Here is a 21,631-nt window from a genome sequence, read left to right as displayed (position 1 = left end):
TTACTGGCCCGCCTTCGTGGCGAAGATCAGGGGCAGGGTCACGACCGAGACGACGACCATCACCAGCAGCGCGAGCATCGCCAGACCGTTCTGCCACCGTTTGTTCACGTAGCGGCCCATGTATTCACGGTCGTTGGCGACCACCAGCAGCGGCAGGTAGGTCAGCGGGATCGCGGCCGCGCCCAGCACCACCGACACGATGGTGACGGTGATCGGGTCGATGGTGGTGAGCATGAACGCGGTCGCCGCGATCGTGCCGGTCAGGCAGACCAGGTGGAAGCGGGGCGCGTCGGCCGGGCGGCGCCACTTGCCCCAGGACCAGCCGAAGTACTGTGACACGCTGTAGCCGAGGGAGAGCGCGGATTCGGCACCCGCGGCGAAGGTGCAGGCGGCGAAGCCGATGAAGGTCAGGATCAGGCCGAGCACCCCGAATGCCTGGGCGACGGGCAGCGCCACCTGCCCCAGGTGCTTGACGTCGACGGAGTCCGGCCGCAGCACCGGCACCATCGCGGCCATGATCGCCAGGCTGAGCACGCCGCCCAGGGGGAACCCGATCAGCGTGTTGGCGCGGGCGCGACGCATGTCCGCCACCGACCAGCCTTCCTCCCTGCCGCCGGAAGAGAAGAAGACCACCTGGTAGGGCACGATGCAGGCGCCCAGCAGGGAGATCGCGTAGAACAGCCAGGTCGGCCACGCCTCGCCGGAGGGCACGGCGGGATGGATCATCTCGCTCCCCAGCCGGGACCAGTCCGTGGGGAGCAGGACCAGTGCCGCGGCGAACACCAGCAGGGCCAGGCCGAGCAGGCCGAACACCGTTTCCAGTACCGGAAAGGGCAGGCGCCAGATCGCCAGCCACACCGCCGCCCCGGCCAGCGGCACCCAGATCACGTAGTTCACGCCGGTGAACAACTGCAGCACCAGTGCCACACCGCCGATTTCGGCGGCGAGGGTGAGCAGGGACAACACGGTGGACGCGGCGAGGTTGACCAGTGCGAACCGGACGCCGAGACGTTCGCGCACCACGTCGAACAGCGCACGGTGCCCCACGGCGGCGACCCGGCCCGCCATTTCCCCGTACAGCACCATGATCACGGTGCCGAGCACCACCGCCCAGGCCAGCGTCATGCCGAAGCGGGCCCCGGTGATCCCGCTGGTGACGATGTTGCCGATGTCGACGAACCCGCCGATCGCGGTCATCACGCCCAGGGCCAGGTTGAACAAGCCCTTCATCAGTCCACCTGGGACAGCGGGCGGAACGCGTCGAGCGGAGCGGACAGCGCGTCGGCCGCGGCCTGCTGGGCGGTGCGGTCGTTCCGCCGGACCGCGATGCGCAGTTCGGTGAGCAGGCGGGTGGTGTCGCGGACCGGTGCGTCGATCCGGCGCCACAGCGCATCGGCGGACTCGTCCTGCGGCGGCTGGCGGCTTTCGATGGTGGTCTGGACCGAGCTCGCGTCCTGTTCGGAATCGCTGACCACCGTGTCGGTGACGGTGTGCAGCATCCTGCCCTGCAGGTCCAGGCGCGCCGCGCGCTGTGCGGTGACGATGATGCTGCTCATCGCCTTGGCGGTCTGGACCACCTTGCCGCGATACTGGTCCGTGGTCACGGTGGGCCCGGCGCAGCCGCCGAGGGTGACGGCGAGCAGCGCGGCGAGAGCGGGGCCGCGGGCGGGCGGCGGGCTCATTTCCCGTCGTCCCGCTTCCTGCGGTCCTTCTCGTGGAACAGTACGTCGTCGAGCGGGTGCGAGACGTGCCGCAGGAGCAGAAACGCCAGAACGCCGAGCAGGGCGAAGAAGATCGACCAGGCGATCAGCAGGTCCAGTCCCGCGGTCTGCAGCATGACGCAACCCTCCAGGCGCCGGAGTACCCCATCTGGTCCTCGTCAAACCGCCACCCGTTCACCGACAGTAGTCGTCAGAACGTTCCACTTCGGAACCTTCGCTCAGGTTCGTCCGGGCACGGTCTCCGGCCGCAGCACGGCCACCGGGCATTCGGCGTGGTGCAGCACGCCGTGACTGGTGGAGCCCAGGCCGGTCCCGGCGAACCCGCCGCGCCCGCGGGAGCCGACCACGATCAGCTGGGCGCCTTCCGCAGCGTGCAGCAGCGCACGCACCGGGCGGTCTTCGACCAGCCGCTGGGACACCTCGACCCGCGGGTACTTCGCCTTCCACGGCTGGAGCCGGGGCGTCAGGTCCTCTTCGTCGTCGGCGGAAGCCAGTGCCTGGACCGCGATCAGCCGGACACCGCGCGCGGCGGCCGTGGCGAAGGCGAAGCCGAGAACGGCGTCGCTGAGCGGGGAACCGTCCACTCCGGCCACGATCGGGCCGTCCTCGGGGACCGCGCCCCGCACCACGACGACGGGGCAGTGCCCGTGCGTGGCCAGCCCGACGGCCACCGAGCCGAGCAGCAGTCCGGTGATCCCGCCCAGCCCGCGTGAGCCGAGCACGGCCAGGTCCGCCGTCTCCGAAGCGCGCACCAGTTCGGCGACGGGCTGCCCGGTCCTCAGGTCGGTGCGCACCGGCACGGCGGCGGTGTGCTCGGCGGCCTTCTTGGCCTCCTCGAGCCGCTCCCGGCCCTGGTCCAGCAGCGCGTCACCGTAACTGCGGGGCAGTTTGACCGGCGTGTACGGCTCGGGAGACGGTACGGCGCAGGCGTAGAGCAGGGTCAGTGCCGCGCCGCGTCGGGCGGCCTCGGCCGCCGCCCAGCGCACGGCGTCCAGTGACGACGGCGAACCGTCCACCCCCACCAGGACCGTTTCGTCGTGGCCCACGTTCAGGACTCCTCGGGACGGGCCGCGATCGCGGCGGGTGCGGCCGCCGGCGTGGCGGTGACCGGGTAGCCGAGACGCAGGATGAGTTGCGGATAACCGGGCAGGCCGAGCCGCTCGATCAGGCCCGAGCGCACCTCGGGCAGGTGCAGGGGCTGGGTCAGCACCGAACCGACCAGGCCGTGGGTGATCGCGGTCAGCCAGATCCGCTCCATGGCGATGCCGGCGCTGAGGTGGTCGCGGCGGGTGTCGTCCTTGGTCAGGACCACCAGCAGGCCCTCGGCCATCAGCCGCTCGGTGAGCGTGATGGTGTCCGGCAGATGCGTGGCGTCGCGCACCAGACCGGTCCACGGCAGTGTGGACACGTCGCGGAACGGCTCGGGGAACTGCGCCGACCAGGCGGCGAGCTCTCGCTGGTAGGCCCGGTCGTCGTGCAGCACCTCGCCCGCGTAGCCCAGCAGTTCGGCCAGTGCGCCCGACTCGCCACGCCGGTCGATGGGGCGCGCCTCGGTGCCGGGAGTGCCGCCCGACTCGGCCAGTTCCCGGAGGCTGTGCGGCGGGATCTGGTGGAGGCTGAAGGGCGCCCGGTAGCTTTCGCGGCGGAAGATCGCCGAGTACTGGTCGACTTCGCGGCCGGTCGCCTCCTTGCGCCCGATCGCGGTCATCCGGGCGACCAGATCGGGCCGCCGCTGGTCGGGGAACAGCGAAACCGCCACGTCCCAGCCCAGCGTCCGGATGGCCAGTTCGAGGTTGGCCAGCGCCGCGCCGCAGGAGATCACCCGGTCCCGGCCGGTCGGGTCGTGCCGCGGCAGTGTCACTTCGAACCGTTCGTAGAGGTCGGCCGCGTCCGCGCGGGCCTCCAGCGTCCACGGCTGGGTGTTGTGCACCGATGGCGCACGGCTCACCGCGCGCGCGAGCACACCGACCTCGGTGCTGGACCAGGTCATGGCGCGACCTCCTCGGTCTGGTTCTTCGGCTGGGTGATCGCCTCGGGACGACGGCGGGGCGTGGCCGGGGCGGTGAAGCCGTAGCCGAACCGCAGCACCACCTGCGGCCGTGTCCGGTCACCCACCAGGCGGCCCAGCGAGGTTCGGGTGGTGGCGATCTCCACCGGCTGGGACAGGAACGACGCGCTGACCCCGGCCGTGGTGCCGGTCAGCAGCACCCGCTGCATGGCCTGCCCGGTGCGGAGCTGTGCCAGTGGGGTGTCGGTGTAGGAGCCGAGCACCGCCACCAGCGGGTCCCGTTCGTACCGGCGTTCGGGAGCGGAGTCCGCGACGGTGTAGTGCCGCAGCGTCAGCAGGCTGCCGGGCGCGGGTCGGGGACCGCCCGCCGCCGCGGGCACACCGTCCTCCCGCAGCGCGTCACCGGCGGTCCAGCGGTGCAGTTCGGCCTGGAAGCCGGGGTCCTCGCTCTGCAGGTACTCGGCGTGGCGCAGCAGCGCGGCCAGGGCGTCGAGATCGGCCGGACGTTCCAGCAGCACCAGTTCCGCTCCCTCTTCGGCCGCGGCCCCGACGAGGGCCTGGCGGATCCACTGGGGCACGGCGCGGTCGGTGAACGGGCGGCGGTTGCTGCGGCGGAAGGCGATCGCGCGGGCCAGCGCCCGGTCCTCGGAGGTGGGCCGGTGGGCGGCACCCAGGATCACCGTGGCCACGTGGTCGGGGCGGTCCCGGTCCGGCAGCAGGTGCACCTGTGTGGTCCTCCCGGCCGCCCGCAGCGCCAGCCGGATGTCGAGGATCGCCGCCCCGCAGGACAACCGCGCCTCCCGGCCGTCGGGGTCCGCCACCGGCAGCACCCGGTCGGGATCGAGCAGCACGTCGATGCGGTCTGCGGCGATCTCGAAACGCCAGGGCTGCGTGTTGTGGGGTGAGGGGGCTCTCACGGCGGCCTCCAGGGCCAGCGCGATCGGGTCCCCGGCGAGCGGGTAGGTGGTCATCGGTGCTCCCACGGTCAAGTTCCTGGTGTTCAGCCTCGCCAGGCCACCCGCGACCGGGCAGGGGCCGGTGTCCCGACTTCCCGGGTCTTTGTGCTCTTCGCTCCGCCGGGGTCCGGTCCTCGTCAAACGTGGGGTCGCCTACTTCGACCTGGCGTGTCACCCCGTGCCGATGCGAAGCTGGCGGCATGTCTTCACAAGACGACGTCGATCAACCCTCGTTGCGCGGCACGCTGTCGCAGTTGCGCCTTCGCGAACTGCTCAGCGAGGTGCAGGACCGCGTGGAACAGCTGGTCAGCGCGCGGGACCAGATGGACGGCCTGCTGGAGGCGATGCTCGCGGTCGCCGCGGGACTGGAACTGGACGCCACGCTGCGGCGCATCGTGCACGCCGCGATCGAGCTGGTCGACTGCCGCTACGGGGCGCTCGGTGTGCTCAACGCGCACGGCGAGGGGCTCGCCGAGTTCGTCTACGAGGGCATCGACGAGCAGGCCCGCGCGGAGATCGGGCACCTGCCGGAGGGCCATGGGCTGCTCGGCCTGCTGATCAAGGAACCGAAGCCGCTGCGCCTGCCGGATCTCGCCCGGCACCCCGCCTCGGCCGGCTTCCCGCCCAACCACCCGCCGATGAACTCGTTCCTGGGTGTGCCGGTACTGGTGCGGGGCGAGGTGTTCGGCAACCTGTACCTGACCGAGAAGGCCGGCGGGCAGCCGTTCACCGAGGACGACGAGGTGGTGGTGCAGGCGCTGGCCGCGGCGGCCGGTATCGCCGTGGAGAACGCCCGCCTGTACGAGGAGACCAAGCGCCGCCAGCGCTGGCAGGAAGCGACCAGCGAGATCCGCGCGGAGCTGCTCGGCGCCGCGGATCCGGTCGACGTGCTGCACCTGATCGCCAACCGCGCGCTCGCGCTCACCGGCGCCGACTACGCCTTCCTGGCCCAGCCCGACGACCCGGAACTGCCGTCGGACATCGTGGACACCCTCGTGGTGACCGTGTGCGCGGGACTGAACGCGGACGTCCTCACCGGCCGGGAGATCCCGGTCGAGGGGTCCAGCTGTGGCGAGGCGTTCCGCGACGCGGTTCCCCGGCAGGCGGACAGCCTGCGGTACGACCTGGCCGCGGGGCTGGACGAGGAGTTCGGGCCGGTGCTGCTCCTGCCGCTGCGCGCCTCGGCGGACACCGTGTCCGGTGTGCTGGTGGCGTTGCGGCGCGCGGGCGCCGAGCCCTTCGACCCGGGGCAGCTGCCGCTGGCCGCGTCCTTCGCCGACCAGGCCGCGCTCGCCCTGCAACTGGCCGACGACCAGCGGCGGCTGTTCGAACTGGAGGTGCTGTCCGACCGCGACCGCATCGCCAGGGATCTGCACGACCACGTCATCCAGCGGCTGTTCGCGCACGGCCTTGCCCTGCAGAGCACGCATCTGCGCAGCCGTTCGCCCGACACGCAGCGGCGGCTGGCCGACATGATCGACGACGTGCAGAGCGTGATCGCGGAGATCCGCACGGCGATCTTCGACCTGCACGGCGGGCTGGAGGGCACCACGCAGTTGCGCAAGCGGCTGCACGAGGTGATCGCCGAGATCACCGGCGAGGCTGGCCTGCAGACCACGGTGCGGGTGTCGGGGCCGGTCGGGGTGGTCTCCCCCGAACTCGCCGACCACGCCGAGGCGGTGGTGCGGGAGGCGCTGAGCAACGCGGTCCGGCACGCGAAGGCGAGCAAGGTGATGGTGACGGTGTCGGTGGACGACGACCTGAGCATCGACGTCACCGACAACGGGGTGGGACTGCCCGAGGCGGTCGCGCGCAGTGGTCTGCACAACCTCGCCGAGCGGGCCGATGAGGTGGGCGGGAAGTTCGTGGTGGAGAAGCCGGAAGGCGGGGGCTGCCGGGTGTTCTGGGCCGCCCCCGTCTCCTGAGGGGCGTCAGTCGCCGTCGCCGTCGCCCTCGCCCGGGCCGCCGTGGTGCTGCGGCGCGGTGTACTGGGTGCCCGACCAGGCCGCCTTGGCGCCGGAGTCGCCGATGCGGACCACCTGCACCGCCGAGACCACGGCCAGTGCGACCACGAGCACGCTGAGCACCGGGACGAGCGCCTTGATCGGCTTGGTCGCCGTGGCCGCCGTCGCCGTGGCCGTCGCCGTGGCGGTGCCGCCGCCGGTGCCCCCGGTGCCGCCGGTGCCGTTTTCGATGTCGCCTGCCGGGGCCTTGGTGTTGCGGCGGTCGAACCACATCAGGGCGACGGTGACCACGAGCAGACCGGCGACGAACACCAGTAGCTGGTCGCCGAGGTGGGCGTGCGCGCGGATCAGGTCGGTGGTGGCTAGGCGGTCACGCAGGTCCTCACCGCTTTCCGTGGCGACCGGGATGGAGGCCGTGGCCAGCAGGGTCAGGCCCGCCACGAGCCAGCCGAAGCGACGACGTGCCGCGGGCCAGACGGCAATGATCACCGTGGCGAGGACGGCCAGCGGCACCAGCACGACGACGGCGTGCACGGCCAGCACGTGCAATGGCACCCCGGAAATCAGGAAAGGCATCGAAGCTCCCAGTTCGGTGATCGAGACACGACACAGAGTGCCGTGGGAATCTGGGAGGATTCTTGGAGGAGAACCGGGCAAATCCACCCAGAGTGTGCGTCAGGCTGCGCCCGGTTCACCCTGTTCGCACTCTTCCAGGGAAAACCCGGTGACCAGTTCCGGCTGGATGCGGATGACGTGAGCCATCTCATCAGGCACCCACGGTTGCAGGAGCCGTTCGTAGCGGGCGATGGCCTCGGGCGCCTTCAGCCGGCGGGCGACCCCGGTCACGATCACGCTCCAGCCGATCCGGTCTCCCTCGGCGACGAAATCGGCCTCGTAGGCGACCACGGTGTCCAGTGCCGACATGAGCGCGGCACCGGCGTGACTGCGGATGATCACCTGGCCGTCGTCGACCAGGTGGTTGACCGGCCGGATCGCCGGCAGCGCCTGGTGGCTGAACACGATCCGGCCGACCCGCACGCTGCCCAGGCGCCGGAGGGATTCTTCGCGGCTGAGCTCCTGGAACCGGCGGGGCGTCATCCGCGCACCGCCCGGGGAAAGTTCGACAACACGGCCGACATCATCGCCGCGGGCCCCGGCCGCGCCTAGGGTACAAAGTCCCCGGTCTGGACCTCCTCGCCGTCACGCGCCCCGGTCAACGAGTGAGGTGGGCCTTTTCGTGGGTGATCGCCTCGATGTCGTCGGCCGTGGCGTCGAGCAGGCGGTGCGCGAGGTCGGACAGGGCACGGGCCACCGCCAGTTCGTCACCGATCTCCGGCACGTTCGCGTCGGCCGGGTTCAGCCGGGCCGTGCCGACCCCGACCAGCCCGGTCTCGTCCGGATTGTGCAGGCGGGCCCTGGCGCGGGTGCGGTTCTCGTGTTCGTCGATGAAGACTTCGATCTTCCACTGCTTTTCCTGCATGGTTGGGCCTCCGTTCTCCCTTACCCACCTTGCGGGCGGCCCCGGTGCGGTAGAAGGGCAGAAAGTCCCCGAACCGCGGGCCCCGTCGGCCCTGCGTGGCGGGGAACTTCGGCGGAGTTGGACCCGCCGGGTGAGGAACTTCGGCCCTACGGACGACCGGGCCGCCGGGCGCACGATCGTGTCATGTTCCGCACAACGATCCCGCTGGGCCGCTACGCCGGTGTCGCGGTGGGGGCGCACTGGTCGGTGGTCATCGTGCTCGCCCTGATCTCCTGGCTGCTCGGGGCCTCCGTCCTGCCGGCCGCGGCTCCCGGCTATGCCGGGAGCTGGTACTGGATCACCGGGGCACTGACCGCGGTGTTCTTCCTGGTCTCCCTGCTGGCGCACGAGCTCACCCATGCCGTGCTGGCCCGGCACCACGGCATGGGGGTCAAGCGGATCACGTTGTGGATGCTCGGGGGCGTGGCCGAACTGGAGGGCGAGCCGCCCAGCGCCAAGGCCGATCTGCTGATCGCCGCGTCCGGTCCGGCGATCAGCCTGCTGCTCGGGGGGCTCTTCCTCGGCGGCGCCTACCTGGCCGCCGCCGTGCTCCCCCCGCTGGCGCTGTCGGGTCTGGGCTGGCTCGGCCTCACCAACCTCATCCTGGGTGTGTTCAACCTGCTGCCCGGCGCCCCGCTCGACGGCGGACGGGTGCTGCGCGCCGCGGTGTGGCACTTCACGGGTGATCGGGCCCGCGCCGCGGCCATCGCCGCGAAGGTGGGCCAGGTCCTCGGCGTGCTGTTCATCGCGCTCGGCCTGGCCGAGACCTTCCTGCTGGGCCAGTGGACCGGCCTGTGGCTGGCCTTCCTGGGCTGGTTCCTGATGGGTGCCGCGCAGGCGGAGCTGACCGGCGGACTGGCCCGGCGGCGGCTCGGCGACCTTCGCGCCCGCGCGATCATGGACCCGCACCCGGTGCCCGCCGCGGGCTGGTTCACCGTGCAGGGCTTCCTCGACCAGACCGCGGGCACGGTCCGGCACCGGCTGTTCCCGGTGCTGTCGTTCGACGGCAGGCCGATCGGCGTGGTGAGCCTGGCCGAGCTGGCCAGGATGAGCCCCGACCAGCGGCTGGTCACCCGGCTCTCCGACGTCTGCCGTCCGCCGCAACTGGTCGACGCCGGCGAGCGGGTGGCCGATCTGCTGACCAAGGTCTCGCTCCGCCCGGGGACCGATCTGCTGCTGGTGGTCGAACAGGGCAGGCTCGCCGGCACGATCAGCTCCGAGGACCTCGCCAGGGCACTGGAACTGGCCGCGCTGCGCGGTCAGGACCACAACGTGCCCGCCTGACCGGGCCGGGGGCGCTCAGTGGGTGCCGTCGGCAGCGAAGTCGGGTAACCGGGTGGACAGCAGATGTTCGGCCGCACCGTCGAGGAGCCGGGCCATCTCCGTGGAGCGGGGCAGCATGGTCTGCTCGTAGGCGTGGACGGCGTCGTCGACGGTGTCGTGGCGGGCGAGGCCGAGAGCGAGTTCGCAGGCATCCAGCATGGCTAGGTTGACGCCGACACCGAGCGGGGGCATGAGGTGGGCGGCGTCACCGAGGAGGGTCACCGTGGGGTTGTGCCCCCAGGTGTGCGGGACGGGCAGGGCGAAGATCGGGCGGTCGACGTAGGGGCCGTCGTTGTCGGTGATCAGCCGGCGCAGGCGCGGTGACCAGTCGCGGTAGCGCTCCAGGAGGAGGGCACGGATACCGCCGGTGTCCTGGGGGGTGAGCCCGGCGGCGGTGATCCAGTCGATCGGGACGCGCTGGATGAGGTAGGCGCGGATGTGGTCGCCGCTGTTGCGCTGGGCGAACAGGCCGCGGTCGCCGTCGGCCGCCGCGGCGCCGCCCTGGCCGACCAGTTCGGCGATCTCGGGGTGCTGGTCCTCGACGCGGTGGAACCAGGCCTCCAGGAAGCTCACGCCGCTGTACTCGGGGACGGCCGGGGAAAGGACGCGGCGGACCTTGGACCAGGCACCGTCAGCGCCGACGACGAGGTCCGCTTCGACGGTGGAGCCGTCGGCGAAGTGCAGCCGCCGGGGCCCTTCCTCGGGGCCACTGATGGCCCGCAGGGCATGGCCCCAGCGCACGGTGCCGGGCTGAAGCGAATCGAGCAGCAGGTCGCGCAACTGGCCGCGATCGATTTCCGGCTTGAACCGCTCACCGTCCTCGGGGACGTGGTGGAAGAGGATCGCGCCTGCCGGGTCCAGCTGGCGCATTTCCTGGCCCTCGGGGCGGGCCAGCCGGAAGAACTCCTCCAAGAGACCGGCTTCACGCAGGGCGATCTGGCCGTTGTCGGCGTGCAGGTCGAGAGTGCCGCCCTGGTTGCGGGCGTCGGGGCCGGTCTCGCGGTCGTAGACGGCGGCGGCGATGCCGTGCCGCTGGAGGATGCGAGCGCAGGTCAGGCCGCCGGGGCCGGCGCCGATGATGGCGATGCGGGGTGCGGCGGTGGTGTTCATGGTGGTGCTCCGTTCGTTCTGCGCCGCGGTGCCGCGGCCACTATCCAAAAAACCACACTCGTCTAATAAGTGCAACAGCTCAACTTTTTAACCTGGTCAACCAAAGGGGTAGAGTGTCGGCATGCCGAGCACCACGACCGACACCACGACGGGTCCTGCGAGGATGGGGCGCCGCGAGCGCAAGAAGGCCGCGACCCGGCAGGCCATCGCCGACGCCGCGCTGCGCTTGTTCCTGGAGCGCGGATACGACGAGGTCGGCATTCGCGAGATCGCGGACGCCGCCGACGTGTCCACCACCACGCTGTTCAAGCACTTCCCGGTCAAGGAAGCCCTCGTCTTCGACGAGGACGCCGACCAGGAGGCCCGCCTGCTCGCCGCCGTCCGCGAGCGGCCCGATGGCCAGTCCCTCCCCGCCGCACTACGGGAACACGCCCTGACCACCCGGCTGGCCACCGCCGAAGGCGACGCCCGCTTCGCCGCCTTCACCAGCCTGGTGGCCCGCACCCCCGCACTGCGCGAGTACGCCCAGAACATGTGGCTGCGCCACGCCACCGCACTCGCCCAGGCCATCGCCGAGGAGAGCGGCCTCGACGCGGGCGACCCCGCGTGCACCGCCATGGCCCACTTCGCCCTCGAAGCCCCCCGCGCGGCCTACGGCCACGACGACCCCCGCCAGGCCATCACCCGGGCCTTCGACCTCCTCGAACACGGCTGGGGCGCACTCGCCCGGAGCGAAGCGCCCTCAAGTCCTCCAGAGGCTCAAGGAAAGTAGGCCAGGACCCCGCCCGCGCCTTCAGGGCAACAGCGTGGCCGCGTGGTCGGGCACGTAGTTGCCCGGGTTCTTTTCCGGCCGCCGGTACCCGGTGCCTTCCGGCCGCTCCGGTACCTGCAGCCTCGGCAGCGGAACCTCCCGGTACGGGATGGACGACAGCAGGTGCGCCATCATGTTGATCCGCGCGCGCCGCTTGTCATCGCTGTCCACAATGGACCACGGTGCCTCCGGGATGTCGGTGTAGAGGATCATCTCGTCCTTGGCCCGTGAGTAGTCGTCCCACCGCGAGATGGACTCGAGGTCGATTGTGGACAGCTTCCAGCGGCGCATCGGATCTTCGAGCCGCGCCTGGAACCGGCGCTGCTGTTCGTCCGGGCTGACGGAGAACCAGTACTTGCGCAGCAGGATCCCGTCCTCCACCAGCAACCGTTCGAAGATGGGGCACTGGTGCAGGAACCGTCGGTGCTCGTCCGCGGTGCAGAACCCCATCACCCACTCCACCCCGGCGCGGTTGTACCAGCTGCGGTCCATCAGCACGATCTCCCCGGCCGCGGGCAGCTGTTCGACGTAACGCTGGAAGTACCACTGGGTCCGCTCCCGGTCGCCGGGGCGGGGCAGCGCGACGATCCGCGCCACCCGCGGGTTGAGGTATTCGGCGACCCGTTTGATCGTGCTGCCCTTGCCCGCCGCATCCCGGCCCTCGAAGACCACGATCAGCCGTTTCCGCTCGGCCCGCACCCACTCCTGCAGCACTACCAGTTCCGCCTGCAACCGGGCCAGTTCCTGCTCGTAGACCTTGCGGGGCAGTCTGTCGGCCATCACCGCACCGCCGGGCGCACGACCGCGACCGGGCAGACGCTGTGATGCAGCAGGGCCTGGCTGGTCGACCCGAGTCCCATGCCGGTCATCGCGCCGCGGCCGCGGGAACCCACCACGATCAGCTGCGCGCTCTCGGCCTCCTTGAGCAGGCCGCGCACCGGCCGGTCCCGCAGCACCACTTCCCGCACCGACACATCCGGGTACTTCTCCCGCCAGCCCGTCATCCGCTCCGCGAGCAGGCGCCGTTCGTCCTCGGCGACCGCGTCGTAGTCGATGTCGAACGGCAGCACCGACCACGTCTCCCCCACCGACATGTCCGTCCAGGTGTGCACGGCCACCAGCCCCACCTCCCGCAGGGAGGCCTCCTCGAAGGCGAACGCGACCGCGGCGTCGCTGACCGGCGAGCCGTCCACGCCGACCAGGACCGGCCCGCCCTCCGGCGGCGGGTCCTGCGGGGTGTGCCCGCGGACCACCACCACCGGGCAGTGCCCGTGCGCGGCCAGCGCGACCGACACCGAGCCCACCAGCATCCCTTCGAAACCGCCCAGCCCGCGCGAGCCCAGCACGACCAGGCGCGCGTGCCGCGACTGGTCGATCAGCAGCGCCGAGGCGGTGCCGACCCGCAGTTCCCGGTGTACCTCGATCGCCGGTGCGAGGTCACGGGCCTCCCATTCGGCCGCGCGCAACCACTCGTGCCCCTGCTCGATCAGGCCCTCGACGACCCCATCGCGGCTCTCCTTCGCCACGTGCGGCGCCGCCGGCGGCAGCACGCACGCGTGGTAGAGCCGCAGCGGCAGATGGCGTCGCGCGGCTTCCCGCGCCGCCCAGCGCACCGCGTGCAGCGCCGAGACCGAGCCGTCCACCCCGACAATGATCTGGTGGTGTGCTGCCGTGTCCGTCATGAACACACTGTCCCCGGCGGCACCCGCGCCGGACAAGGCCCCCGGTCCCCAGCCGGTGGGCCGTTGTGCTCTTCTCTTCCCCCGCCGGGTGGGGCAGGCTCTCCTCGCGAGGCGATGCGGGAGGTGGCCTGATGCGTGCCTGGCGAGTGGACCTGCCCGGGGAACCCGGCGTGCGCAAGTTCACCCGCCGTGAGGAACCGGTGCCCGCACCGGGCCCCGGGGAACTGCTGGTGCGGGTGCTGGCCTGCGGGGTGTGCCGAACCGACCTGCACGTGGTCGAGGGCGACCTGCCGGTACACCGGCCCGGGGTGGTGCCCGGCCACGAAGTGGTCGGGGAGGTGGCCGCGCTCGGCGCCGGGACCACCGGGTACGCCGAGGGCGACCGCGTGGGGATCGCGTGGCTGCGCGGCACCTGCGGGAAGTGCGCCTACTGCAGACGCGGCGCGGAAAACCTCTGCCCGTACTCCACCTACACCGGCTGGGACGCCGACGGCGGGTACGCCGACTTCACCACCGTGCCCGCCGCCTACGCCCACCGCCTGCCGCCGGGCTATCCCGACACGGAACTGGCACCGCTGCTGTGCGCCGGGATCATCGGGTTCCGGGCCCTGCGCCGGGCTTGGCTGCCCGCCCACGGCCGCCTGGGCATCTACGGCTTCGGCGCCAGCGCGCATCTCGCCGCGCAGGTCGCGCTCGCGCAGGGCGCCACCGTGCACGTGATGACCCGCAGCGAACAGGCCCGGCGGCTGGCACTCGAACTCGGTGCCGCCTCGGCCGGGGACGCCGCCGACGCACCGCCGGAACCGCTGGACTCGGCGATCCTGTTCGCCCCCGTCGGCGACCTGGTGCCCCCCGCGCTGGCCGCACTCGACCGGGGCGGCACCCTCGCCGTCGCCGGTATCCACCTCACCGACATCCCGGCACTGAACTACCAGGCACATCTGTTCCAGGAACGACAGCTGCGCAGCGTCACCGCCAACACCCGCGCCGACGCGCGCGATTTCCTGGACTTCGCGGCGGAACACCACCTGCAGGTGGTGACCACGCCCTACCCGCTGGAGAGCGCGGACGCCGCACTGGCCGACCTCGCCGCGGACCGGGTCAACGGGGCCGCGGTGCTGGTGCCTTGATCGATTGTGGACCTTGGTCCCTACGATCGGGGACCGTCGGCGCACCGCCACGGCCGATCACGATCTAGCCTGGACCTATTCGATTCGCGGAAGGTGAGAACCTTGATCAAGGTGTTTCTGGTCGACGACCACGAGGTGGTCCGGCGTGGCGTGGCCGATCTGCTGGAAGCCGATCCGGAGCTGACCGTCGTCGGTGAAGCCCCGACCGCCGCACAGGCGCTGGCCCGCATCCCCGCCCTGCGCCCGGACGTGGCGCTGCTGGACGTCCGGCTGCCCGACGGCAACGGGATCGAGCTGTGCCGGGACCTGCGGTCGAAGCTGCCCGATCTCAACGTCCTGATGTTCACCTCCTACACCGACGAAGAAGCCATGCTCAACGCCATCCTCGCCGGCGCGGGCGGCTATGTGATCAAGGACATCCAGGGGCTGCAACTGGTGTCGGCGGTGCGCGAGGTCGGCTCGGGCCGGTCGCTGCTGGACAACCGCGCCGCCGCGACCCTGATGGCGAAGCTGCGGGCCGACGCCACCGACACCGGCCCGCTGTCCGGGTTGAGCGAACGGGAGCGCACGCTGCTCGACCTGATCGGCGAGGGCCTGACCAACCGGCAGATCTCCGAACGGATGTTCCTGGCCGAAAAGACCGTCAAGAACTACGTCTCCCGCCTGCTGACCAAGCTCGGCCTCGAACGGCGCACCCAGGCCGCGGTGCTGGCCACGAAGATGCGCGAAAACCGCGCCGCCCGCAACCAGGAGTCCTGACCCCGGCGGCCGGGGTGCTCAGGACGGTTCCCCGACCCGTTCGGCCCCGGCCGGCAGCATCGCGGCGATGCGCCGTGCCCAGGAGCGGATGTCCTGCCAGTCGCGGTAGTCGCCGTCGGCCACGTGCAGCGCGGCGAGCAGGGCACGCTCGGCCAGTCCCAGCCGGTGCCGGTCGATCCGCCCGGCGAACAGGCGGTGTTCCCGTGCCCGGATCAGGCGGCGCAGCGCACCCAGTTCCAGCGGGTCCTGCTCGGGCCGCGGCGGCGAGCCGACCGGGCCGCTGGAGAACAGCCACACCGGCACCATGGTCAGTTCTTCCCGGTTGCGGTGCACGAAATCCGTGGCCGCGGTCAGCCAGTGTCCCATGTAGACGGCACTGCCCAGCACCACCGCGTCGTAGCCGGACACCCCGCCCACCTCGGTCACCGGATGGACGGCGACGTCGCTGTGTTCGCCGAGACTCCAGCGCATTTCCCGGCCTATCTCCTCGGCGATCTCCCGGGTGCCCCCGTGTCTGCTGGCGACGGCGACGAGTACCTTCATGGCGCACCTTCCTCCCTGGGGGCCCGTTTCGCAGCGTGCTCCCGCGGCGGGGCCCGGGGTGAGAGGCCTAGAGGCCCTGCCCCGGTGACCTACGGCCCTTTTTGCCCTTCGCGGGCCGTCACGATGATGGCCCCATGCGGCGAACCGAGACGGTCACGGACCTGCCCACCCTCTCCGGACAGCAGGAATGGACGAGCGTTCGCGAAACCCACATCGGCGCGGTCTTCCTGGTCGGTGACCGGGCCTACAAGCTGAAGAAACCGGTCGACTTCGGCTTCCTCGACTTCACCACCCGGCAGCAGCGGGAACACTTCTGCCACGAGGAGGTGGCCCTCAACCGCCGCCTGGCCCCGGATGTCTACCTCGGCGTCGCGGACGTCACCGGCCCGGACGGCGAGCCCTGCGACCACCTGGTGGTGATGCGGCGCATGCCCGAATGCCGCCGCCTGTCCACCCTGGTCCGCCAGGACGCCCCGTTGCACGAAACGATCCACGACCTGGCCCGGCTGATGGCCCACTTCCACTCCGGGGCCGGGCGCGGCGACGAGATCACCGTGCAGGGTTCCCGCGACGCGATCCGCGACCGCTGGCGGGACAGCTTCGCCCAGGTGCGCCCGTTCCACGGCGCGGTGCTCGACCCCTGTCAGGCCGCCGAAATCGAACGGCTCACCGAGGAGTTCCTCGCGGGCCGGGAAGCCCTGTTCCGGCGCCGGATGACCACCGGCCGGATCGTCGACGGCCACGGCGACCTGCTCGCCGACGACGTGTTCTGCCTCGACGACGGTCCCCGCGTGCTCGACTGCCTCGAATTCGATCCCCGCCTCCGCTCGGTCGACGGGCTCGACGACATCGCCTTCCTCGCCATGGACCTGGAACGGCTCGGCGCACCCGAACTCGCCGAGTTGCTGTTCGACCGCTACATCGAATTTTCCGGCGACCCGGCGCCCCCGGCCCTGCGACACCATTACGTCGCCTACCGGGCCTTCGTCCGGGCCAAGGTGGCGTGCCTGCGCTACGGCCAGGGCGACGAGCCCGCCGCCGCGCTCGCCCGCAAGTACGCGGATCTGGCTCTGCGGCACCTGCGGGCCGGGCAGGTGAAACTGGTCCTGGTCGGCGGCCTGCCCGCCTCCGGCAAGTCCACGCTGGCGGGGGAGATCGCCGACCGGCTCGGTGCGGCCGTGCTGCGGTCCGACCGGATCCGCAAGGAGTTGGCGGGCATCGACCCGGAGCAGAGCGCCGCCGCCGAGTACGAACAGGGTTTGTACGACCCGGCGCACACCGAGCAGACCTACGCCGAGCTCAACCGGCGCGCACAGGAACTGCTGTCCCTCGGGGAAAGCGTCGTGCTCGACGCGTCGTGGTCCTCGGCGGAACGGCGCCTGGAGATCTCCAGGACCGCGACCGCGACGCACAGCAGGCTGGTGCCGCTGCGGTGCTGGGCGCCGGAAGTGACCACGGCCAACCGGCTCGCGAAGCGCACGTCGTCGATTTCGGACGCGACGCCGGAGGTGGCGCGGCACATGGCGGCCAACCTGCACCCCTGGCCCGACGCGCACACCATCTTCACCGCGGGCACCGTCCAGGACTCCCTCGCCCAAGCCCTCGCCTACCTCGAATAACCTCCGGCGCGTCTGACGCGGAGATTTACGTCGACGCGGCCTGGCTCATCGCGTTGGTCTCCTGGTCGTCGCCTTGTGGGTTCGCTCGACGGGGAGGGACCGCCAGAGTGCGGCTGACGCGAGGAGGACACACGCCACCAGCGTGAATCGAGCAGGCCCGATGGCCCCGAGCGCAACTCCTCCGACGACGCCCGAGAGGCTGATCCCAAGGTATCCGGCGGCGGCATTGAACGAGATCAACACCGCCGCGTGATCCGGTGCGAGTGTCACGAGCTGCTGCTGTTGCGGGGCGAGGATCGACCACGACAGGTAGCCGGCCAGCAGCAACGTCACCGCGAGGAGGGCGGGCGCCCCTCGGCCAGCGACTGCTGCCGCATCGACGACCGCGAGGGCGCCGGTTGCTGCGACGACCATCCACCGCGCTGACACTCGGTCGGCGAGTGGGCCCGAGGACAGTGCGCCTACGACCGAGGTCAGTCCGAACATCAACAGCACGATGCTGATCCCGCCGGGCACGACCGCGATCAGAGGGCTGTATGCCTGGCTCATGTAGGTGTACGGGACGAACACACCAGCGAATGCCAGCAGGGAGACGCCGAGCGTGGTCCGAACCTGGGGTGTGCGCAGGACCGAGAATCGCTGCGCCAAGGGTTGACCGGTGTGGTGCTCTGTCGGCACGAATCGGAGCACGGGAAGAACGAGCACGCCGAGCACAGCGATGACGAGCAGTGTCACTCTCCAGCTCGTGACGGCCGCAAGAGCTGCCCCGGCGGGAGCGCCCAGAACGAGCGCGCTGGATGCGCCTGCGGTGACGATGGCAAGCGCCGTGCCGCGTCGCGCCGTGCCGACGAGCCCGACGGCCACAGCGCCTGCGGTTGGGGTGAACAGCGCCGCGCCAGCGGCGGCGACGACCCTGCCGATCAACAACGACGGCACACCAAGCGAGACTGCCGTGGCGATGTTGCCGACGGCGAACAGGATCAGAGCGGTGGTCAAGACGGTGTGCGGCCCGCGCGTGGACAGCATCACCGTCAATGTCGGAGACGACACGGCATAGGCGATCGCGAACACCGTCACCGACTGCCCCACGACAGACACCGAGCTCCGCAAGGAAGCAGCCATGTCCGGAAGGAGCCCGGCAACCGAATGCGCGTCAGTGCCAACGACGAAGGTCCCAAGAGCCAACAGCCAGACCCCGACCCAGTTCTTAGTTGCGATCACAGTCGAACTATACAACCGATATCACACTATTCAATGACTGTCGTATGATGGGCGCATGGACGACCAGATGAGCTTCCTGCCTCAGCCGAACCTCGCGAACATCGAGGTGAGCGCAGTCCTGGCCGCGCTCGCCGATCCCGTCCGTCTAACGATCGTGCGGGAACTGAATCGGGTCGGCGAGTCCACCTGTGCGGCACTGGACGTCCCAGTCAACGCATCGACTGTGTCCCACCACCTCCACGCTCTACGGGAAGCGGGCGTGGTCACGACTCGGGTCGCCGGAAGAACCCGGCCAAGTCGTCTCCGTGTCGACGACCTACAGAAACGATTCCCCGGCCTCCTGCCCGCGATCCTCGACGCCACACCTGCGCAGGATCCGAACTCGTAGAGGTCATCAACCCCGCTACGGCAACACCGGGGAGGGCCTGGTCTTGTTGGGAGAACCCGGGGCGCGGCAGGCGGGACTCAGACAGGGGCGGCGGCACCGGCGGGGGTGGTGGCGGCGGGTTCCGTGCGGTCGTCGGAGTCCTCGGAGCGGACGACGGCGACCGGGCAGGTTCCCTGCTGCACCACGGCCTGGCTGGTGGAGCCCAGCAGCAGGCCCGCGAATCCGGTGCGGCCGCGGGTGCCGACGACCAGCATCCGCGCGTGCCGCCCGAACTCGAGCAGGGTACGGCCGGGACGGCCGCGCAGCACCACGTGCTCGACCGGGACCTGCGGAAACTCCCGTGCCAGCGGGGAAAGCTGCCGGATCAGCTGGGCGCGCTCCTCCTCGTGGACGGCCATCGGCCCGGCCACCCCCGGGTTGTGCCAGGTGCGCACGGCGGTCAGCCCGGCACCGAAGCGGGCGGCCTCGGTGAAGGCGAAGCGGACGGCGGCGGCACAGGCCGGCCAGCCGTCGACACCGACGACGACCGGGCCGCGGTCGTATCCGGGGCTGCGAACCACGACGACGGGGCAGCGCGCGTGCACGGCCAGGGTCAGCCCCGCCGAGCCCATGATCAGCCTGCTGACGCCGCTGAGCCCGCGGGAGCCGAGCACGACCAGTGCCGCGCGGCGGGATTCGTCGAGCAGCACGACGCGCGGGTCGCCTTCCCGCAGCACCTTTTCCACCGTGACGCCCGGGGCCGACTCGCGGACGGCGGTGCAGGCCGCGCGCAGGCGCAGCTCACCGTGTTCCCGCAACTGGTCGTGGGTCAGTTGCCGCCCCGGGTGGCCGATGCCGGTGTAGGAGTGCACCAGGCGGACCGGGACCGCCAGCCGGGTGGCCTCGCGGGCGGCCCAGCGGGCCGCCTCCAGCGCGGAACCGGAACCATCCACCCCCACGACGACGGGACTGCCGGAATCGGACATCATCACAAGCTCCACATCGACGAGACGGGAATTCGCGTCAGAATCTGTTGAGGTCCCGGCCCACGCGGGCCCATTCCCGGGTCCACGCCGCGGCGCGCAACCGGTTGAGGAGGCCGCGGGCCAGTCCCAGCAGCAGGCACAGCCCGGCGACCGCGCCCGCCCAGACCAGCAGGCCGAGGCCGACGCCGAGACTCAAGGCGTTACCGGCGGTGGTGGGGGGTGCGGTGAGGTTGCCGGTGCTGTCGAGCCAGACGGAAACGGGGGTGCCCGCTGGGGTGCCTGGCGCGGCGTCGACGGTGCCGACGCGCACACTGCCGTCGGCCAGCCGCCAGGTGGCGACCACCTTCTGGGAGGTGGCGGGGATGACGTCGCTGTTACCCGGGTCGGGTGCGGCGGTGAGCAGGGTCGCGTCGGTGTGCACGCGGGTCGCCTGCTGTTCGGCGGAATCGGCCAGCGCGTGCTCCCGTTGCTCGGCACCGAGCAGCGCCGCGAACGGGATGGCCGCGACGGCGAGCACGAGTACCAGGAGTACGAGCGCGGCTTCGATGCGGTCCCAGGGCCGCACGAGCGGGTTGCGCCCCGGATGGATCCAGCGCAACTGGCGTACCAGCCAGTTCGATCGCGCGATCATGGCGGGACCTCCTCCGCTGTTCCTCCGCTGTAATCAATGTCGCTTTTTCCGGCCCGCGGCCGAAGGGTCTATGGTCACCTGAGGCGCGCCGAAGGACCCGGTTCGCACTTCCGGTTCCCGTTTTCCGCCCTCCACTTCGGGTTTCGTTTCCCTTTCCCCGTCGCGGGGCCGCTTTTTTCGCCCGAACAGTGCGATGAGCGGAATGGTGAACAGCAGTGGCCCGAGCACGGCCAGCGGCCGTTCCGCCCACCAGATGAGATCGGGGGCGCGGTCGGAGGTCATCCGCCGGTCGAACGCCAGGTAGCCGATCGCGCGGAAGAGCGCCATTCCGGTGGTGTGAAAGAGAAACAGCGGCAACGCGTAGCGGTTGAGCAGGCCGTTGACCTGCTGCCACCGGGGTTTCGCCAGTTTGCGTTCCATCACCGGGCGAAACACCTCGGCGAAGCCGATCTGGAAGACGAGCAGCGCCACGATGACGAACGTCGGAGGTGCCATGTTCGACAACCGGTCCCCGGGCACCCCGACCATCGAACCGGGATACGCCCCGGAAAACACCAGCCCCATCAGGCCGAACAGACCGGCCCACAGCAACGCCAGGTCGACCCGGCGCGCGGCGTCGACGATGCGGTGGTAGAAGAACCCGGACTGGTAGGCCAGTCCCCACACGGCGGCCATGTTGATCCAGCCCGCCCAGTCGTACCCGTACCGCAGGCGCAGCACGTCCACCAGCATCGCGATACCGGCGAGCCACACCAGGACGAGCACGTCGAATTTGCGGTGCAGCCACAGGCTCACCGGCAGCAACAGCATCAGCCCGACGTACACGCCGAGGAACCACAGCGGACTGATGATGAGCATCACAGCGCCGCGGATCCAGTGCAGGTCCAGGGTGACGCCGAGGATGGTGCCGAGGACCGCCCAGGTCGCCACGAGTACCAGCGCGGGCACGAGGAGTTGCCGCAGATGGTGCCACAGATAGGGAACGATGCGTTCGCCCCGGGCCTCCGCGTGCTCCCACGAGACCATGTGCACGTAGCCGCCGACGTAGAAGAAAACCGGCAGGACCTGCAACAACCAGGTCAGCACCCAGAGCCCGGAGAAGAAACCGAGCGGACTGGTGGGCTGGGGCCCCTCCGGTGTCCAGCGAAGGATCGTGAACGCCCAGTGCCACAGGACCACGACGACGAGGCTGATCGCCCGGAGGAAGTCCACATACGGTTCCCGCGCGGCGTGACCGCTCGTGTTCATCGCCGCAGTCCTTTCTGGGGTGCACAATGGAAT

24 protein-coding genes are annotated in these 21,631 nt (G+C 70.9%); 7 read left to right on the top strand and 17 right to left on the bottom strand.

All coding sequences use genetic code 11. The features are described from left to right. The 6 genes from ORV05_RS14805 to ORV05_RS14780 all read right to left on the bottom strand — a co-directional run bounded on the left by ORV05_RS14805 (position 1) and on the right by ORV05_RS14780 (position 4,700). Positions 1-1,230: an NRAMP family divalent metal transporter gene (locus tag ORV05_RS14805; protein WP_268759070.1), complete on the bottom strand. Its 1,230-nt coding sequence runs from the start codon at positions 1,228-1,230 to the stop codon at positions 1-3. Then, positions 1,230-1,682 carry a hypothetical protein gene (locus ORV05_RS14800; protein ID WP_268759069.1) on the bottom strand — a complete coding sequence of 151 codons (453 nt, stop codon included), beginning with the start codon at positions 1,680-1,682 and terminating at the stop codon, positions 1,230-1,232. The genes ORV05_RS14805 and ORV05_RS14800 overlap by 1 nt, the downstream gene beginning before the upstream one ends. Further along, on the bottom strand, positions 1,679-1,837 hold the full coding sequence (locus ORV05_RS14795) for a hypothetical protein (protein ID WP_268759068.1): 159 nt from the start codon (positions 1,835-1,837) through the stop codon (positions 1,679-1,681). Before ORV05_RS14795 ends, ORV05_RS14800 begins: the two co-directional genes overlap by 4 nt. Positions 1,838-1,939: 102 nt before the next feature. Continuing rightward, positions 1,940-2,767 carry a universal stress protein gene (locus ORV05_RS14790; protein WP_268759067.1) on the bottom strand — a complete coding sequence of 276 codons (828 nt, stop codon included), beginning with the start codon at positions 2,765-2,767 and terminating at the stop codon, positions 1,940-1,942. Positions 2,768-2,769: 2 nt separating this feature from the next. Then, positions 2,770-3,711 carry an Acg family FMN-binding oxidoreductase gene (locus tag ORV05_RS14785; RefSeq protein ID WP_268759066.1) on the bottom strand — a complete coding sequence of 314 codons (942 nt, stop codon included), beginning with the start codon at positions 3,709-3,711 and terminating at the stop codon, positions 2,770-2,772. Beyond that, positions 3,708-4,700 (bottom strand): Acg family FMN-binding oxidoreductase, encoded by a 993-nt coding sequence (locus ORV05_RS14780; protein ID WP_268759065.1) that lies wholly within the window; start codon positions 4,698-4,700, stop codon positions 3,708-3,710. Before ORV05_RS14780 ends, ORV05_RS14785 begins: the two co-directional genes overlap by 4 nt. A 185-nt stretch (positions 4,701-4,885) precedes the next feature. Here ORV05_RS14780 and ORV05_RS14775 point away from each other — a divergent pair, with 185 nt between their 5' ends. Beyond that, positions 4,886-6,610 carry a sensor histidine kinase gene (locus ORV05_RS14775; RefSeq protein ID WP_268759064.1) on the top strand — a complete coding sequence of 575 codons (1,725 nt, stop codon included), beginning with the start codon at positions 4,886-4,888 and terminating at the stop codon, positions 6,608-6,610. Positions 6,611-6,616: 6 nt separating this feature from the next. On the opposite strand, the gene ORV05_RS14770 is transcribed toward ORV05_RS14775, so the two are convergent. The 3 genes from ORV05_RS14770 to ORV05_RS14760 all read right to left on the bottom strand — a co-directional run bounded on the left by ORV05_RS14770 (position 6,617) and on the right by ORV05_RS14760 (position 8,129). Continuing rightward, a complete protein-coding gene (locus ORV05_RS14770) occupies positions 6,617-7,225 on the bottom strand; it encodes a DUF2231 domain-containing protein (RefSeq protein WP_268759063.1) in 609 nt (202 codons plus the stop codon). Between the two features lie 99 nt (positions 7,226-7,324). Then, positions 7,325-7,747 (bottom strand): pyridoxamine 5'-phosphate oxidase family protein, encoded by a 423-nt coding sequence (locus ORV05_RS14765; RefSeq protein ID WP_268759062.1) that lies wholly within the window; start codon positions 7,745-7,747, stop codon positions 7,325-7,327. 115 nt (positions 7,748-7,862) lie between these two features. Next, entirely contained in the window at positions 7,863-8,129 is a 267-nt protein-coding gene (locus ORV05_RS14760) for a DUF1876 domain-containing protein (RefSeq protein WP_268759061.1), read from the bottom strand. Positions 8,130-8,312: 183 nt separating this feature from the next. On the opposite strand from ORV05_RS14760, the gene ORV05_RS14755 reads away from it, so the two are divergent. Then, positions 8,313-9,452: a site-2 protease family protein gene (locus tag ORV05_RS14755; RefSeq protein WP_268759060.1), complete on the top strand. Its 1,140-nt coding sequence runs from the start codon at positions 8,313-8,315 to the stop codon at positions 9,450-9,452. Positions 9,453-9,467: 15 nt separating this feature from the next. Here the strand turns inward: ORV05_RS14755 and ORV05_RS14750 are convergent, their stop codons facing one another. Then, a complete protein-coding gene (locus ORV05_RS14750; protein WP_268759059.1) occupies positions 9,468-10,601 on the bottom strand; it encodes an FAD-dependent oxidoreductase in 1,134 nt (377 codons plus the stop codon). A 121-nt stretch (positions 10,602-10,722) separates the two neighbouring features. Here ORV05_RS14750 and ORV05_RS14745 point away from each other — a divergent pair, with 121 nt between their 5' ends. Next, entirely contained in the window at positions 10,723-11,373 is a 651-nt protein-coding gene (locus ORV05_RS14745) for a TetR/AcrR family transcriptional regulator (RefSeq protein WP_268759058.1), read from the top strand. 21 nt (positions 11,374-11,394) lie between these two features. Here the strand turns inward: ORV05_RS14745 and ppk2 are convergent, their stop codons facing one another. After that, positions 11,395-12,192: a polyphosphate kinase 2 gene (gene ppk2 / locus ORV05_RS14740; protein WP_268759057.1), complete on the bottom strand. Its 798-nt coding sequence runs from the start codon at positions 12,190-12,192 to the stop codon at positions 11,395-11,397. Beyond that, positions 12,192-13,094 (bottom strand): universal stress protein, encoded by a 903-nt coding sequence (locus ORV05_RS14735; protein ID WP_268759056.1) that lies wholly within the window; start codon positions 13,092-13,094, stop codon positions 12,192-12,194. Before ORV05_RS14735 ends, ppk2 begins: the two co-directional genes overlap by 1 nt. 131 nt (positions 13,095-13,225) lie before the next feature. Here ORV05_RS14735 and ORV05_RS14730 point away from each other — a divergent pair, with 131 nt between their 5' ends. Beyond that, the gene (locus ORV05_RS14730) at positions 13,226-14,224 is read left to right on the top strand and encodes a zinc-binding alcohol dehydrogenase family protein (protein ID WP_268759055.1); all 999 of its coding nucleotides are present in this window, start codon (positions 13,226-13,228) and stop codon (positions 14,222-14,224) included. 102 nt (positions 14,225-14,326) lie between these two features. Continuing rightward, a complete protein-coding gene (locus tag ORV05_RS14725; protein ID WP_144588581.1) occupies positions 14,327-14,983 on the top strand; it encodes a response regulator in 657 nt (218 codons plus the stop codon). A gap of 18 nt (positions 14,984-15,001) precedes the next feature. Here ORV05_RS14725 and ORV05_RS14720 read toward each other — a convergent pair whose 3' ends face one another. Beyond that, positions 15,002-15,526, bottom strand: coding sequence for a flavodoxin domain-containing protein (locus ORV05_RS14720; protein WP_268759054.1), 525 nt, complete (start codon positions 15,524-15,526; stop codon positions 15,002-15,004). A gap of 134 nt (positions 15,527-15,660) precedes the next feature. On the opposite strand from ORV05_RS14720, the gene ORV05_RS14715 reads away from it, so the two are divergent. Further along, on the top strand, positions 15,661-17,145 hold the full coding sequence (locus tag ORV05_RS14715; RefSeq protein WP_268759053.1) for a bifunctional aminoglycoside phosphotransferase/ATP-binding protein: 1,485 nt from the start codon (positions 15,661-15,663) through the stop codon (positions 17,143-17,145). A gap of 45 nt (positions 17,146-17,190) precedes the next feature. Here ORV05_RS14715 and ORV05_RS14710 read toward each other — a convergent pair whose 3' ends face one another. After that, positions 17,191-18,366 (bottom strand): MFS transporter, encoded by a 1,176-nt coding sequence (locus ORV05_RS14710; RefSeq protein ID WP_268759052.1) that lies wholly within the window; start codon positions 18,364-18,366, stop codon positions 17,191-17,193. A 55-nt stretch (positions 18,367-18,421) separates the two neighbouring features. Between ORV05_RS14710 and ORV05_RS14705 the strand changes: the two genes are divergently transcribed. Beyond that, entirely contained in the window at positions 18,422-18,754 is a 333-nt protein-coding gene (locus ORV05_RS14705; protein WP_268759051.1) for an ArsR/SmtB family transcription factor, read from the top strand. Positions 18,755-18,831: 77 nt separating this feature from the next. Here ORV05_RS14705 and ORV05_RS14700 read toward each other — a convergent pair whose 3' ends face one another. The 3 genes from ORV05_RS14700 to ORV05_RS14690 are packed head-to-tail and all read right to left on the bottom strand — an operon-like array spanning position 18,832 to position 21,598. After that, positions 18,832-19,722 (bottom strand): universal stress protein, encoded by an 891-nt coding sequence (locus ORV05_RS14700; RefSeq protein ID WP_268759050.1) that lies wholly within the window; start codon positions 19,720-19,722, stop codon positions 18,832-18,834. Positions 19,723-19,756: 34 nt separating this feature from the next. After that, complete coding sequence (locus ORV05_RS14695; protein WP_268759049.1) at positions 19,757-20,350, bottom strand: Rv1733c family protein; 594 nt, start codon at positions 20,348-20,350, stop codon at positions 19,757-19,759. A 33-nt stretch (positions 20,351-20,383) separates the two neighbouring features. Continuing rightward, entirely contained in the window at positions 20,384-21,598 is a 1,215-nt protein-coding gene (locus tag ORV05_RS14690; RefSeq protein WP_268759048.1) for an acyltransferase family protein, read from the bottom strand. Between the last annotated feature and the right edge of the window lie 33 nt (positions 21,599-21,631).

This window comes from Amycolatopsis cynarae, from assembly GCF_026802195.1.
Taxonomy (GTDB): domain Bacteria; phylum Actinomycetota; class Actinomycetes; order Mycobacteriales; family Pseudonocardiaceae; genus Amycolatopsis_E; species Amycolatopsis_E rhizosphaerae.
The sequence above is the reverse complement of the archived record's forward strand: the minus strand, read 5'-3'. Positions and strand labels throughout refer to the sequence as shown.